The sequence below is a fragment of the Labrenzia sp. THAF35 genome (genome assembly GCF_009363595.1).
GTDB lineage: Bacteria > Pseudomonadota > Alphaproteobacteria > Rhizobiales > Stappiaceae > Roseibium > Roseibium algicola.
Map to the genome: position 1 here is coordinate 3,880,795 of NZ_CP045380.1, position 13,248 is coordinate 3,894,042.

At 57.3% G+C, this 13,248-nt stretch carries 16 protein-coding genes; 7 read left to right on the top strand and 9 right to left on the bottom strand.

All coding sequences use genetic code 11. The annotated features are described in order from the left end of the window. Window positions 1–48: 48 nt before the first annotated feature. The 4 genes from gpt to FIU93_RS17745 all read right to left on the bottom strand — a co-directional run bounded on the left by gpt (window position 49) and on the right by FIU93_RS17745 (window position 2,854). Window positions 49–558, bottom strand: a complete 510-nt coding sequence (gene gpt / locus FIU93_RS17730; protein ID WP_023001067.1) for a xanthine phosphoribosyltransferase — start codon at window positions 556–558, stop codon at window positions 49–51. 15 nt (window positions 559–573) lie between these two features. Continuing rightward, window positions 574–1,317: a molybdopterin-binding protein gene (locus tag FIU93_RS17735; protein ID WP_023001068.1), complete on the bottom strand. Its 744-nt coding sequence runs from the start codon at window positions 1,315–1,317 to the stop codon at window positions 574–576. Window positions 1,318–1,390: 73 nt separating this feature from the next. Continuing rightward, window positions 1,391–2,593 carry an FAD-dependent monooxygenase gene (locus FIU93_RS17740; protein ID WP_152506350.1) on the bottom strand — a complete coding sequence of 401 codons (1,203 nt, stop codon included), beginning with the start codon at window positions 2,591–2,593 and terminating at the stop codon, window positions 1,391–1,393. Between the two features lie 15 nt (window positions 2,594–2,608). After that, complete coding sequence (locus FIU93_RS17745) at window positions 2,609–2,854, bottom strand: zinc-finger domain-containing protein (protein ID WP_023001070.1); 246 nt, start codon at window positions 2,852–2,854, stop codon at window positions 2,609–2,611. A 214-nt stretch (window positions 2,855–3,068) separates the two neighbouring features. On the opposite strand from FIU93_RS17745, the gene FIU93_RS17750 reads away from it, so the two are divergent. Beyond that, window positions 3,069–3,824, top strand: coding sequence for an alpha/beta hydrolase (locus FIU93_RS17750; RefSeq protein WP_152506351.1), 756 nt, complete (start codon window positions 3,069–3,071; stop codon window positions 3,822–3,824). 65 nt (window positions 3,825–3,889) lie between these two features. Beyond that, window positions 3,890–4,774, top strand: a complete 885-nt coding sequence (locus FIU93_RS17755) for an alpha/beta hydrolase (protein WP_055654838.1) — start codon at window positions 3,890–3,892, stop codon at window positions 4,772–4,774. A gap of 131 nt (window positions 4,775–4,905) precedes the next feature. Here the strand turns inward: FIU93_RS17755 and FIU93_RS17760 are convergent, their stop codons facing one another. Then, entirely contained in the window at window positions 4,906–5,718 is an 813-nt protein-coding gene (locus tag FIU93_RS17760) for an enoyl-CoA hydratase (RefSeq protein ID WP_152506352.1), read from the bottom strand. A 166-nt stretch (window positions 5,719–5,884) separates the two neighbouring features. Here FIU93_RS17760 and cysE point away from each other — a divergent pair, with 166 nt between their 5' ends. After that, window positions 5,885–6,721, top strand: coding sequence for a serine O-acetyltransferase (cysE, locus tag FIU93_RS17765; RefSeq protein WP_023001074.1), 837 nt, complete (start codon window positions 5,885–5,887; stop codon window positions 6,719–6,721). A gap of 112 nt (window positions 6,722–6,833) precedes the next feature. Then, on the top strand, window positions 6,834–7,049 hold the full coding sequence (locus FIU93_RS17770; protein WP_006940479.1) for a DUF3126 family protein: 216 nt from the start codon (window positions 6,834–6,836) through the stop codon (window positions 7,047–7,049). An 86-nt stretch (window positions 7,050–7,135) separates the two neighbouring features. On the opposite strand, the gene FIU93_RS17775 is transcribed toward FIU93_RS17770, so the two are convergent. After that, complete coding sequence (locus FIU93_RS17775; protein ID WP_145903469.1) at window positions 7,136–7,765, bottom strand: hypothetical protein; 630 nt, start codon at window positions 7,763–7,765, stop codon at window positions 7,136–7,138. 282 nt (window positions 7,766–8,047) lie between these two features. On the opposite strand from FIU93_RS17775, the gene FIU93_RS17780 reads away from it, so the two are divergent. After that, entirely contained in the window at window positions 8,048–8,374 is a 327-nt protein-coding gene (locus FIU93_RS17780) for a hypothetical protein (protein ID WP_023001076.1), read from the top strand. A 6-nt stretch (window positions 8,375–8,380) separates the two neighbouring features. Then, a complete protein-coding gene (locus tag FIU93_RS17785; RefSeq protein ID WP_023001077.1) occupies window positions 8,381–8,908 on the top strand; it encodes a gamma carbonic anhydrase family protein in 528 nt (175 codons plus the stop codon). Between the two features lie 175 nt (window positions 8,909–9,083). On the opposite strand, the gene FIU93_RS17790 is transcribed toward FIU93_RS17785, so the two are convergent. The 3 genes from FIU93_RS17790 to FIU93_RS17800 form a co-directional block, all read right to left on the bottom strand. Beyond that, on the bottom strand, window positions 9,084–9,593 hold the full coding sequence (locus FIU93_RS17790; RefSeq protein ID WP_208993515.1) for a transglutaminase-like cysteine peptidase: 510 nt from the start codon (window positions 9,591–9,593) through the stop codon (window positions 9,084–9,086). Between the two features lie 545 nt (window positions 9,594–10,138). Next, window positions 10,139–10,774, bottom strand: a complete 636-nt coding sequence (locus FIU93_RS17795) for a PilZ domain-containing protein (protein WP_055654833.1) — start codon at window positions 10,772–10,774, stop codon at window positions 10,139–10,141. Window positions 10,775–11,142: 368 nt separating this feature from the next. Then, window positions 11,143–11,790 (bottom strand): PAS domain-containing protein, encoded by a 648-nt coding sequence (locus tag FIU93_RS17800; protein ID WP_031269307.1) that lies wholly within the window; start codon window positions 11,788–11,790, stop codon window positions 11,143–11,145. 555 nt (window positions 11,791–12,345) lie between these two features. On the opposite strand from FIU93_RS17800, the gene FIU93_RS17805 reads away from it, so the two are divergent. Next, the gene (locus tag FIU93_RS17805; RefSeq protein ID WP_152506353.1) at window positions 12,346–13,134 is read left to right on the top strand and encodes a rhomboid family intramembrane serine protease; all 789 of its coding nucleotides are present in this window, start codon (window positions 12,346–12,348) and stop codon (window positions 13,132–13,134) included. Window positions 13,135–13,248 lie beyond the last annotated feature (114 nt).

Below are 13,248 nucleotides of genomic sequence, written 5' to 3' on the forward strand. Positions count from 1 at the left end.
GTTCCAGCCGAAACGTGGCAGGACCTTCAAAAGTTCGCGAAGTCTGGATCAGCCCGCGGTTTCTTTCGAAAGCGGCGGCTGGAACTGCCAGCCCATGTCCCAGGGGAAATAGATCCAGGTGTCCTGGGATACTTCGGTGATGAAGGTATCGACCATGGGCACGCCGACCGGCTTTGCGTAAACAGTCGCGTAGTGTGCCTTCGGCAGCATTTCACGAACCACTTTCAGGGTCTTGCCGGTGTCGACCAGATCGTCGATCACCAGAACACCGCTGCCTTCACCGTCTTCCAGGTCGATGACCTTCGGGTCGATCGGCTTGATGACCTTGAGCGAACCCTGGCTGTCGTAGTCGTGATAGGACGCAATGCAGACGGTTTCGATGGTGCGGATGCCAAGCTCACGCGCAACGATCCCGGCCGGTACCAGTCCGCCACGGGTGATGCAGACGATCGCCTTCCATTCGCCTTCGCTAGAAAGGCGCCAGGCAAGTGCGCGGGAATCTCTGTGAAACATGTCCCAGGAAACGGGGAATGCTTTGTCTTGGGCTGGGTTTTCCATTTCTAGTCCTTCAGATTATCCCGACAGGTCGGCGACAGCTTCCGCGACATCCCTGACCGCGGCCATCAGTATCGCCTCGTCCCGCGAGCGGATCACGATTTGTGTGGTGAACTTGCCGTCCGTCGCTCTCGGATAAGAGCCAATCAAGGTTTGCGGATGCGCGTCCTGAATGGCAGCGAGGCGCTCGGCGATGCGGCTTTCAGGCATGTCTGCGGCAACGGTTTCCGACAGCATCTTCTTGCCAGTCTTCAGCGAGGGCGCAAGCGCGTCCATCATCGCCTGCATGATCGACGGCACGCCTGCCATCACGTGGACGTTCTCGATCCGGAAGCCCGGTGCCTTCGAAACCTTGTTTTCGATGAGGTCCGCGCCTTCGGGGATTCGTGCCATCCGCTGGCGAGCCGGGGTGAATTGGCCCGGCGGGTAGTGGGGTTCCATGATTGCGACAGCGCGCGGATCAAGGTTCAGTGCAACACCAAAGGCGTCGGCGATGCTTTCGGCCGTGATGTCGTCGTGTGTCGGGCCAATGCCGCCGGACGTGAACACGTAGTCGTAGCGCGCCCGCAGCGCATTGACGGCACCGATGATTTCCGGCTTTTCGTCCGGAACAATGCGCACTTCCTTGAGGTCAATGCCAAGCGCAGTCAGGTAGTCGGCGAGGAAGCCGATGTTCTTGTCCTTCGTGCGGCCGGACAGGATCTCATCCCCGATGACCAGAAACGCAGCGGTTACAACGTCATCTGCCCTCTGACCGGTCATCTTCACACTCCCTGACACATGGATGGGGATTGGCTTTATCCCAGCTTGACGCCGGGCTCAAGCGAAAGCGGGTCTATTGCCCGGGAGTCCAGCCATAAATATCGTCAAACCTGGCAGCCAGACTGGTTGGTTTCGACAGGCGCAAAACGGTGTCGCGGGCGAAGGCCATCGCGCCACCGTAGTGGAATGTTCGGGCATTTCTGAAAGAAATACCCTGAATGTGCTGGACCCGTTGTTTGCGTTGCCGCTCAAACGCCCTGAAGGCAGCGGGAATGTTTTCGACGTCCTGATGCATATGCTCAGCCAGGATTGCCGCGTCCTCGATGGACATTGCCGCCCCCTGCGCCATGAACGGCAGCATCGCATGAGCGGCATCACCGATCAGCGCAATATTGCCATGGGTCCAGGGGCCTCCAGCGTCCACGCTGCACAGGGCCCATTTCAACCAGGCGTCAGGAAACGTGAGAAGATTGCGAACTTCCGTTGGCCAATCCCGGAAAATCTTCAGAAGGGTTTCCTTGTTGGCCTTTGCAGACCAGGTCTCGTCCTCCCAGGCCTCTTCGACCAGCCCGACGATGTTCAGTTCCCGCCCACCACGAACCGGGTAATGCACCAGATGGGCGCTCTTGTGGAACCAGAGGCCGGCATCGCGGCGCCAGCGCTCGGGCACCGCATCGATCGGGACCGTGGCCCTGTAGGCGACCTGGCCGCTGTAATGAGCGTCTTCATGTCCGGGAATGAGCCGCCTGGTCCTGGACCAGACCCCATCAGCGCCAACGAGAGCCCTGCAATGAAGATTTCCCGAGATCTCATCGTCCTGGAACACGCAGGTCAGGTGCTCGTAGGGCGAGGATTCCAGATCGATAACTTCGCTTGAAAGGCGGAGGGAGATACCGTCACTGGCCTGGACTTTCTCCAGAAGCACGCGCTGGAGATCTGCCCGGTGGATTTCCCAGAAAGGATAGCCGTGTCGCTCTTTAAGGAAAGTACCCATGGTCACTCTGGCGAGCTCTTCGCCAGATTTTGCCGAGAAAATTTTTACGAAGTCCGGGGCGTAGGCATGTGGGGTGAGGTCTTCCAGCAAGCCAAGCTGATCGAGCACCGAGCAGGCGTTGGGAGAGAGCTGAAGGCCGGCGCCAACTTCCGAAAGTTGCCGAGCCCTGTCCATGAGAACAATTTCATGCCCTTGAGCATGCAGGCAAAGGGCGGCCGTAAGACCGCCAATCCCTGCGCCGGCAATAATGATCGGAAGACCGGTCTCACCATTCGTGCTCATGGACAGACCAATAAATTACGCCGCTACAGGCGTCCAGGTGCAGTCTGAAGGCGAGGATTCGGTTGCCTGCAGTGTCTTGTCGAACTTGTAGAGCGTCGAGCAATAGGGGCAGACCACTTCGTTCTCACTACCCATGTCGAGGAAGACATGGGGATGATCAAACGGAGGATTTGCACCGATGCACATGAATTCCCGTGCGCCGATCGCCACCGAATCGTGTCCGCTGGAGTTCTGGAAATGCGGGACGACATGATCCGCCATGTTGAAATTCCTCTGTCTCTAAAGGGTTGAACCCCGATAGCAAATTTTGCGGACCATATCCATTTGTAAAATATATGGGTAGACCCGGAATCTGCGATCCACAACCGCAGCAAGGCTCCACCTGGAGCCGGAAATGGGCTTTACCTTCGCTGCCCAAACCCCTTACTCTACCGTGAAATTGTGTTTTCCGTTTACGTAAGGGTTAATGTCTTAGATGCCTCAGTTCGAGTTCGATGGTGTTAGGATCGCCTATGAGGATAAAGGTGAGGGGGACCCGATCCTGCTGATCCACGGGTTCGCGTCCAACAAGCAGGTGAACTGGCAGTATCCCGGTTGGGTCGATTTGCTGGTCGGCGATGGTAGGCGCGTGGTTACCATCGACAATCGCGGCCACGGCGACAGTCAGAAGTTCTACGACCCGGCAGCTTATGGTGCACCGGTGATGGCGGAAGATGCCAAACGCCTGCTCGACCATCTTGATATCGAACGTGCCGATGTCATGGGCTACTCGATGGGCGCAAGAATCTCGGCATTCCTGACACTCAATCACCCGGGCAGGGTGCGTCGTGCGATCTTCAGCGGTCTGGGCTACGGCATGATTTCCGGCATCGGAGATCCGGAGCCGATTGCGACAGCCCTTGAGACCGACCGCATCCAGGACATTTCCGATCGCACTGGACGTGCCTTCAGGGCCTTTGCGGAGCAGACAGGGTCCGATCGCCGGGCGCTGGCGGCCTGCATGCGCTCCTCGCGGCAGAAAATCAGCGAGGAAGACGTCGCGCGCATCGAACGTCCGGTATTGATTGCCGTCGGTACGAAGGACGATATCGCCGGGTCACCGCACAAGCTGGCGGCCTTGATTCCGCATGCGGAAGTTCTGGAGATCCCGGGCCGAGATCACATGGTTGCGGTGGGCGACAAGGTGCACAAGCAGGGCGTTCTGGCGTTCCTGAACAACATTGAAGCGTAAGGCTTGATGCCACCGGAGGCGCAAGCCGCGCTGTGGTGTGCTGATCGGGTATCGAGGGAGGTTGCATGGGTCCGAAGCGTGTTGAATTCCAGGGCGCGGAAAAGAACGGTCTGGTGGCAGATCGCTACGGGGTAGGGGACTTGCCTGTGATCATGCTCCACGGCGGCGGCCAGACCCGGCATTCCTGGGACGGTGCTGCACGAAGGATCGCGGATCTCGGGCACCCGGTCTATTCACTGGATCAGCGCGGACATGGCGAAAGCGACTGGGTTGCCTCGGGAAACTATGCATTCGACGATTTCGCCAGGGATCTCGTGGCTGTCACCAGTCAGGTTGAGGCCTTGCACAAGGCGAACCCGGTTGTCGTTGGTGCGTCGCTTGGCGGCTTTGCCGGTATGCTGGCGGAGGGACAGGAAAACAGGGGCGGTCTTTCCGCGCTGGTTCTGGTGGACATCACGCCGCGGATCGACATGGGTGGTGTCGCCAAGATCCTGGGCTTCATGGGAGACAGGGTCGATGACGGCTTTGCCGATGTGGAGGAGGCCGCTGATGCGATCGCCCGCTATCTGCCCAACCGCTCGCGGCCCAAGGACCTGTCCGGCCTCTCAAAGAACCTTCGCCTCCATGCAGATGGCCGCTACCGCTGGCATTGGGACCCGGCTTTCCTGAAATCAAAGCATCATCAGGACGAAGACAGGGCGGTGGAGTCGCAAGAGCGCATGCTGGCTGCGGCGGGCAATCTTTCCGTGCCTGTTCTCCTGATCCGGGGGCAGAACTCCGAATTGGTGTCCATGGACCATGTTCGCGAGTTCCAGGCGCTGGTGCCTCACTCGAAATTCACCGATATCCGTGATGCCGGACACATGGTTGCCGGTGATCGCAACGACGTTTTCGCCGGGGCGGTAGAGGACTTCCTGATCGCACTCAAAACCGATGCCGCGATGGCCTGAGGCAGGTTTGCCGACAAGTCGTCGTGACGCGTTCGGGTGTTCGCTGTGAAGTGAAAACGGGAGTCGTTTCAACTGGCTGGCAGAAGAGGTTGAGAGGTTGATTCAGCTTCGGGGCTTGGCTTGCGATCCTGTCAGACGCCAGTGAACACCGGCGATCTCTTTTCCAGAAAGGCCCTGCAGCCTTCGCGGTAGTCGGCACTGTCGATACAGACCTGCGCATTTGCAAGGTCAGCCGTTGCGTCCGCCTGACTGCCGGGCTGGGCGAGGCGATTGATGGCTTGCTTGGCTGCCTTCAGTGACAAAGGCGCATTGGCGCAGAGTGCCTTGCTCAGCGCGTTGATGTGCTGGTTCAGATCCATGTCATCCACCACTTCATTGACAAGGCCCATGTCCAGCGCCTTTTCGGCCATCAAGCGCTCGGCCGAAAACAGCAATCTCTTGGCGTTGGAAGGTGAAACGGCTTCCAGAAGATCCCCGAGCGCTTCGGGCGGATAGGCAAGACCGAGCCTCGCTGCAGGAATGGCGAAAAAGGCGGAACGGGCCGCGATGCGCAGATCGCAGGCGAGCGCAAGGCCCAGGCCGCCGCCAAGGCAGGGGCCTTCAATTGCCGCAATGACCGGGACAGGCAGCGCCTTAAGCGCCTTGAAGGCGGCAACATTTATGTCGTCGTATCTCTTGGCGGCTTCCGGCGTCGAGCGGATAGCTTCGAATTCCGATATGTCAGCGCCCGCGCAAAAGCTCTTGCCACCGGCACCGCGCACGATGCAGACGCGCAGGTCCGGATCCCGTGCCAGCTCTGCCAGAAGACCGGGAATTGCCTGCCATGCGGCAAGAGGCAGCGCGTTTTTTCTGTCGGGCGCATTCAACACAAGCTCTGCAATCTGACCGTTGCGGATCACCATCGGGTTGCCGGAAGGGGCTGATTGGGACGTTTGTGTTGGCATGATTTAACCTCAAATTGCGATTTTAGTTAGCAAGATGCTGAAAATCTTCAGGTATCGGGGTTCATTCGAAACGGTCATATCTGATATCAGGAAGTTTGATTTGGGAATATCAGACGACAGTCCTATTTTAAGGACCACTCGTGACGGCTTGAAAAGGAGACAGGCCATGTCGGCACCGATCAGCAAGACCGGTTTGAAAGAAGTTCCGACCCATGATCCGGTCTGGCATCAACTGAGGGATGAAGCACAAGCGATGGTCGCGGCAGAGCCGGCCCTGTCGTCCTTCGTCTACGAAACGGTTCTGAACCATGACAGCCTGGAAGAGGCCGTCGTTCATCGCCTTGGCGACCGGCTGGGCCGGGACATTGTTTCCGCATCATTGATCCGGCAAACCTATCTTGAAGCCCTGGCAGACGAGCCGGAGCTGGCAAAGATTTTCCGGGTCGACATCGTTGCCGTCTTCGACCGCGATCCGGCATGCTTCCGTTTCCTGGAGCCGGTCCTTTACTTCAAGGGCTTCCATGGCCTGCAGACGCACCGGCTGGCAAACTGGCTGTGGCGTCGTGGCCGGAAGGATTTTGCCCTTTATCTGCAAAGCCGCAGCTCTGAAGTTTTTCAGATCGACATCCATCCGGCAGTTCCTGTCGGGCGCGGTATCTTCATCGACCACGGTACCGGCATTGTTGTTGGCGGAACCGCGGTGATCGAGGACGATGTCTCGATCCTGCAGGGCGTCACCCTTGGCGGCACCGGCAAGGAAGATGGCGACCGCCATCCGAAGATCCGCCGCGGTGTCTTGCTGGGGGCGGGAGCCAAGGTGCTCGGCAACCTGGAAATCGGACATTGCTCGCGCATTGCCTCGGGGTCCGTGGTGCTTCAGGACGTGCCTGCAAACACGACGGTTGCCGGGGTTCCGGCCAAGATCGTCGGCAAGGCAGGGTGCGCAGAACCGGCCCGCAGCATGAATCAGCTGCTCGGTGAAGACGCCGGCCAGACGAATTGAAATTCCGGTTTCAGGAAGACGGGGAAAGCTTGCGGAAAGGCTTTGGCATTTCCGTTGGCTCCTGTAGGGTCCGCGCCAGATTGATGCTGAAGGCAAAGAACAGGAGAGCGCCGTGAAACCCGATGAAATCCGAAAGATCGAAGCCTATCTGCGTTCGAAGTTCGAGAACAAGACCATCAAGGTGCAGGCCCGCCCGCGCAAGGACGACTCTGCTGAAGTTTACATCGGTGATGAATTCATCGGTGTCATCTTCCGGGACGATGAGGATGAAGATCTGAGCTGGAACTTCCAGATGGCAATCCTTGAAATTGATCTGGACGAAGTCTGAGTTTCAGACTTTTCGATCGTAAAGTGAAAAGGCGGCTCCCCTGGTGAGCCGCCTTTTTCATTTCTCCGCCATTCGCTCAAGTCAGGTCATTGCATCCGGTAACCTTCGATGCTGGCAACGATGTCGCCGTCGAGACGGCGCCAGTCCGGCAAAAGCGATTGATCGAAGCTGTAGCGCAGCTCCAGACCCGAGGCGAACACGATGGCACGGTGGCAACCGGCTTTTCCGGAAGTGCTGTCTTTGCGGCATCGTGCGATGAAGCCGTTTTGAACGGTTGGATCGTAGACGATGAGATCCGTCGCAGGCGCGCCACGCGCCGACAATTTCAGCACCTTCAGTCCAGAAGGCCCCTTCATCTCGCCGCCGCGTGCAAGACGCCTGTAGAACGGATCAAGCCTTGCCCGCAGGCTCTCCCGGCCGGGATTGCTCTCAAGGTCAACCTGGATCGTCGCAGGGGTGTCCCATCCCGTATCGCTGTTTTTCGTGGCGCTGGAAGACCAATGCAGGTTCAGGCGAAGTGTTTCAAACGCGGCTTCGGAACCAAGGGCCTGCCGTTTCTGCGAAGCCGTCGCGATCAGGTTCAGGGGAAGCTCAAAGCGGGTCGTGCCAACCGCAAAGCGGACGGGCTGGTCCTGTCTGATGCCTGCCTCCATCGGCCAGCCGGATGACCAGGAGTAGATCTTCCCGCCAACATGAGCCGTGCCCAATACACACATTGCCAACGCCAGCCAAGTGAAGTGGCGGGGATCGGTTCTGATCGGGCCTGGCAAGGAGACAGGTATCACGACTTCAGTCCCTTGATTGGCTGTGCACATATATGGGACAGGTTGTCCTGAAACGGCACAGGTGTCCCGCTTGGGGAAGGCGTTGACGCTGCTCGAAGTGGCTCAATTGAGGGGATTTCGCTCATTTGCCGTTCCGGCACAGTCTTTGCTCTTGACCCTTTACGAATTCTTAATCACTTTCCGTGCGAAAGAGTTAACAAGGGGTTAACGGGCGTGCTGTTCAATCTTCTAATCGTTGGATATATCGCATGCGCCGGATTTGTTGCGTCCGGTGTGCTGGGCAGCCTTTATCAGCTGATCACGAAGCAGCCGCCGAAGTTCGCCTTTGACGGAGAGGGCATCCTGTCGTTTATCGCCGGCGTTTTTGTCTGCGTGTTCGCTGGACCCTTCATCATCATGCGCAATGCCATTCGTGGACGCAGGATCGAAAAGCGGCCGTTGGGTTGGCTGGTCGCGTCTTCGACGATTGCCGGCATGTGGAGCATGTGTTCCGGTGTTATGGTGATCAACGTTGCCCTGATCATGATTGGTTACACCTGAGGTCTCATGCCGGTCTTTGCTCTTGATGGACGTACCCCTGTTTTTCCGGAAAACGGAGAATACTGGATCGCACCGAATGCGACGCTGATTGGCGATATCATTCTGCAGGAAGCTGCAAGCGTCTGGTTCAACGCGGTCCTGCGTGGTGATAACGAGCCGATTACCGTCGGCATGCGCTCCAACGTCCAGGACGGTTGCGTCTTTCATACGGACATGGGTTACCCGCTGACCATCGGCGCCAACTGCACGATCGGCCACAAGGCAATCCTGCATGGCTGTACGATCAAGGACAATTCGCTGGTCGGAATGGGCGCGACAATTCTGAACGGCGCTGTCATCGGCTCCAACTGTATCATTGGTGCCAATGCCCTTATTGCCGAAGGCAAGGAAATTCCGGACAATTCTCTTGTGGTGGGCGTGCCAGGAAAGGTCGTGAAAACGTTGCCGCTGGAAGCAGCGAACGGGATTGCGAATTCCGCCGACGGATATGTGCGCAACTGGCGACGCTTCAAGGCCGGCCTGCGGGAACTCTGATCCGCTTTGATCTTGACCCCTTCGACCCGATCCCGATTGAGCTGGGCCTGAAAAGGCGGGAACCGGCCTGCGGGGGGCGGGCCGGTTCCCTGGATCCGGTCGTGGTAGGGATGGGGAGGGTGGGGACGCGACCGGATCGTCCTAGAGGCCGGCTGAAGCCGGACCAATCCCAATCCTAGTTGGACACGCTACTGACAGTCGTCACGCGCGTGTCTGCAATACCTGTCCACTGCACAGGCGAGCTGGCGGACTGGCGTTTGATGTAACGGTAGGGTGTCGAATACCAGGGCAGCACTGCCTCGATCTGGTTGTCGAGGATCATGTCGCCATGGTCCGTACGTACCGTCAGAACGGCATGACCCGAGTTCTGGGTATCTTTTGCAACGGTGATCAGAAGGGCGCTTTTCGGCCAGCCGGCTTCGATCAGGACCCGTTGCTTTTCAAGGACGTATTCTTCGCAGTCACCGTATCCGTTTACCGGATAGGTCCAGTATTCTTCCTGGCCGAACAGGTCCTGGTCGGTCATAGGATGAATCCGGCGATTGACTTCCTTGTTGATTGCAATGAGTTCGTTCCAGCGGGCTTCGTCCAGCTTCACGACAACCGGCTTGTATGTTTCCTTCGGACAAGCCGAGACGTTGTCACGGCAGAACTGGTCATAGCCGACGGGTGCCTTGACAACCATTTGCATGTCCATAAAGCGGCCCGGTTCTGCCTGTGCAACCGATCCCATGGCGGTGCAAGACAGCAACATTGCAGATGCGAGTAGAGTTCTGTGAAGTAATTTCATCGTAACGCCCTCCCCAAGGCTGACGCAACGATGACTCAATGATTTTTACTTGGAGAAAATCTCCAAAGTAAAACTTTATTTGTATTTTATGTGTGTTTGAGTTTCTTTTTATCGTTATTTGAATTTACTTTAATTCAAGTTGGAGGAAAATTTTCGTAAAATTTGATGCATCCTCCAGAAGTCATTGAATTAGCGAGAAATTGGTGTTTTTCGAGTGGTGCGAAATCGGTTTTCAATCGCCTGGTTTTCGGTCTGGAGCGGGCCTTGTGCCCGTCCTCAAGGGTGAGAAAAGGGCATGAAAGTTTTTTGATTTTTTTGGATCTGGCCACCAGAAAAGAAACGCGACTACCCGGAAAATTGCGCAGAAACGAAAAGACCCGGCAAAAAGCCGGGCCTGTCTGAATGGTTTTAAGCACTTGCGATTGATGAGAAAGCTAAAGTCAGCTTTCCTCTGGTGCCGATATGTGATGTTCCAGCAATTCGCGGCTTTGAACAGCAGCAAATTCGACGGCTATGCCACCTTCGATGCGGCGAATGACGCGTGCATGCATCTTGCCGAGCGTGATGGCGTCGCCCATCTCCGGTACGATGTCCGTGGCGATGGCCGCGCCGGACAGGGATACGTCTATGATGCGGCAGACATGTTCCGAGCCGTCCGGCAGGATCATCTTCGTCATCGGGTTTTTGGGCACGAAGCGGTCGTGGCGGCGGTCTTCGGGAAGATTGAGTTCGTCCCGGTTCGCAAGCCACGTCAAAACATTGGCGATCTTGTCGCGTTTGCGGACCGTATTGCGCAGTTCAACCGCAAAGCCACCATCGATCAGGCGGGAAATCCTGCCTTCGACGCGGCTCAGGTGGTCAAGATAGGCAATCACGCGTTCGCCGACCCTGCCGGTGACCGGTGTAATCATGGCCATGCCGCCCGGCGACATGTCGATAACCTGACAAGGATATTCGCGCCGATCTTCAAGCATGAAGCGGCCCAGTATATTGACCTGGACCCGTTGATGGCGCCGGCGGTCAGTGACTTGAAGCGATCTGCTTCCTTCGGTTGCTGTTGCCACTCCGGCGCTCATGCCTGTTCTATCCAAAACGGTGCGCAAATCGCATTGTCCCCGGCTGAGATGCGATTCAAAAGACGTCTTTCAAAGCACTTTAGATAGCTGGGGTTAACGATGTGTAAGAGTGTAGCTCAGAAGGCGCACAGGTCCAGACTTGTGATCGATAAAAATGCGGGTACGGCCGTGATGTTCGGAATTCGAGCGCTCTCTGGCGAGAAAGCACAATAACGCGAGAGTAAAAATCCGGAAGGAAGGACTTCTTTTCAGCTGAATAGAGGCTGCAAACCAGCCGGTGCCGAACATGAATTCGGGCCAGCTGATTCTTGGCCGGCCCGATTTCGTAGGTGAACAGGGATGTTACCAGACTTGCTATGTTGTGCGGGTCAGGACTTGCCGCCGGAATAGACGGTCAGATGTCCGACCTTGCGCTCCGCACCGCTCGGCAGGGGCGGTGTCGGCATGGCGATGCCCTCGGCGGTAAACCGCGGCAGGATCGGGTTGAGCGTGGAAGCAGGGGAATCCACGAAATAGGGGCGCTCGTCCGGCCAGACCAGGCGCAGGCTGCTGATCGACTGGCTCAAAATGGGATGCAGGCCGATCCAATAGGGTTTTTCCATCGGAGTACAGCTTCCCAGGACACGGATCCTGCCTTCACCTGGAACATTCAGCGGCACCAGCAGCATTTCCATCTGCAGGATCTGTCCGCGTTCCGTATGGCCGTTGATGCCGATTACGGCCGCGGCCGCATCTTCGGTGATGGCGGCGATCAGGCTTTCCAGGGCTTCACGGTCTTTCACGCTCCAGCCGCGCAGGAAGTTGCGGCCCTTGAGTTCCCGGCAATGTGCGGAACACAGACGTGTACCGGCGAGGCGGTAGCGCACATCCCTCGAACCGTTCGTCTCCAGAATGAAGGTGTCACCAAGAAGGCCGCGGATCTCACCCGGATCGACTTCACTGCGGTTCGGTGCAGGACGGGCGCCACGAAGATTGTCCCAGTAGTTGTAAAGAGTTTGCGTTACGCCGTGTTTCATCTGGTTCGCCTCTTTGCCATTCTTGCGCCCGGTGTTTCGTCTCAAGACAGTTCTTGTTTCAAAACGGGACGAAAATGCTTCCCTGTTGGTTTTTGACCTTTACAAAGCAGGGCGCGTGCCAAGTGCTTGTTGGCGCGAAAGCTTGAGAGGCGGTCAGAAATTAAGGTTAATTTTCGGTAAAACTTGTATTGAAGGCGGTTGCCTGTCAGCTTAACACTCAGTTCACATAGACAGCGGGTGGGAGGAAACTGTTGTTGCAGGTCAGGCCGCGGGCCGATAGGTACAGCCGCCAAGAGCTGCCTCGGTAAAACAAGCGCCGGCCAAAGTGAACAACTGTCCTGAACGGGCGTCGTGGGGACGCGACCGGTTTTGGGGGGCATCGCAAAGCGCTGGTCACCTTTAGGTGGCCGGCGCTTTGTATTTTCAGGCTTTTTGGGGATTGTGACCGGTGAAGTCGAAGTCACTATTTCCCGGTTTCGCATGTTCTGGCGGTCGAACCACTCTTGTTTTGTCTTCGATCTGGCTTAGAAGAAAGACAGGAAAGGCAGAGGGTCCATGAACGTTTACCGCATTGATGAAGAACGCGCCCGGCGCGAAAAAGCCCAGAAGGAACAACCTCCCCAACGGCCGTCCGGTCCGCCCGTGTTCAATCTGCCCGGGATCATCGTCTGGCTTGGCGGTATCTTGATTGCGATCCATGTTCTGCGTGGGATGATCCTTCCGGCGAACCTGGACAATCTGATCATCGAACTTTTTGCATTCTGGCCGGTAAAATATGCCTATCTCGGCAGTCTGCCGCCTTTTGATCTTCTCTCCAGCCTCTGGGCCTTCGTCACTTACAGCCTGCTGCATGGTGGCGCCATGCACATCATCTTCAACCTGCTCTGGATGGCGATTTTCGGCAGTGCGGTTGCCAGGCGGTTTGGCGTAGGCCGGTTTCTGCTGTTTTCGGCGGCCTGTTCCGTTGGCGGAGCGCTGGCTCATCTTGCCACCCACTGGGGGGAAGGGGCGCCGATGATCGGAGCATCCGCTGCCATCTCCGGCCAAATGGCTGCGGCCATTCGCTTCGTTTTCGAGCGTGGTGGCCCGCTGGGTGCGATCCGCAGCAACGATCCGACGGCCTACTTCGTACCGGCGCAGCCGCTTGCGGAATGCCTTCGCAATCAACAGGTTCTGGTTTTTGTCGCGGTATGGTTCGGGCTCAATCTTTTCTTCGGTCTGATGAGCGGTCCCGTTGCGGGACAGCCGGCAAGTGTTGCCTGGCAAGCTCATATTGGTGGATTTGTCGCCGGACTTGCCCTGTTCCCGCTGTTTGACCCCGTGCCGCAGCGGCGGAATTCCTGACGCGGAGCGAAAGTACCTTTAAGACGCAAGGTCAACAGTTTGCGCGATCTGATTTTTTTGCCATGATACCTGACGACTGGAGGTCGTCCTGTCGGATTCGAATGGACGTCCGGC

Coding starts and splice junctions, on each gene's coding strand:
- gpt (WP_023001067.1), bottom strand. CDS start 558: ATGGAAAACCCAGCCCAAGACAAAGCATTCCCCGTTTCCTGGGACATG.
- FIU93_RS17735 (WP_023001068.1), bottom strand. CDS start 1,317: ATGACCGGTCAGAGGGCAGATGACGTTGTAACCGCTGCGTTTCTGGTC.
- FIU93_RS17740 (WP_152506350.1), bottom strand. CDS start 2,593: ATGAGCACGAATGGTGAGACCGGTCTTCCGATCATTATTGCCGGCGCA.
- FIU93_RS17745 (WP_023001070.1), bottom strand. CDS start 2,854: ATGGCGGATCATGTCGTCCCGCATTTCCAGAACTCCAGCGGACACGAT.
- FIU93_RS17750 (WP_152506351.1), top strand. CDS start 3,069: ATGCCTCAGTTCGAGTTCGATGGTGTTAGGATCGCCTATGAGGATAAA.
- FIU93_RS17755 (WP_055654838.1), top strand. CDS start 3,890: ATGGGTCCGAAGCGTGTTGAATTCCAGGGCGCGGAAAAGAACGGTCTG.
- FIU93_RS17760 (WP_152506352.1), bottom strand. CDS start 5,718: ATGCCAACACAAACGTCCCAATCAGCCCCTTCCGGCAACCCGATGGTG.
- cysE (WP_023001074.1), top strand. CDS start 5,885: ATGTCGGCACCGATCAGCAAGACCGGTTTGAAAGAAGTTCCGACCCAT.
- FIU93_RS17775 (WP_145903469.1), bottom strand. CDS start 7,765: ATGTGTGTATTGGGCACGGCTCATGTTGGCGGGAAGATCTACTCCTGG.
- FIU93_RS17785 (WP_023001077.1), top strand. CDS start 8,381: ATGCCGGTCTTTGCTCTTGATGGACGTACCCCTGTTTTTCCGGAAAAC.
- FIU93_RS17790 (WP_208993515.1), bottom strand. CDS start 9,593: ATGGTTGTCAAGGCACCCGTCGGCTATGACCAGTTCTGCCGTGACAAC.
- FIU93_RS17795 (WP_055654833.1), bottom strand. CDS start 10,774: ATGAGCGCCGGAGTGGCAACAGCAACCGAAGGAAGCAGATCGCTTCAA.
- FIU93_RS17800 (WP_031269307.1), bottom strand. CDS start 11,790: ATGAAACACGGCGTAACGCAAACTCTTTACAACTACTGGGACAATCTT.
- FIU93_RS17805 (WP_152506353.1), top strand. CDS start 12,346: ATGAACGTTTACCGCATTGATGAAGAACGCGCCCGGCGCGAAAAAGCC.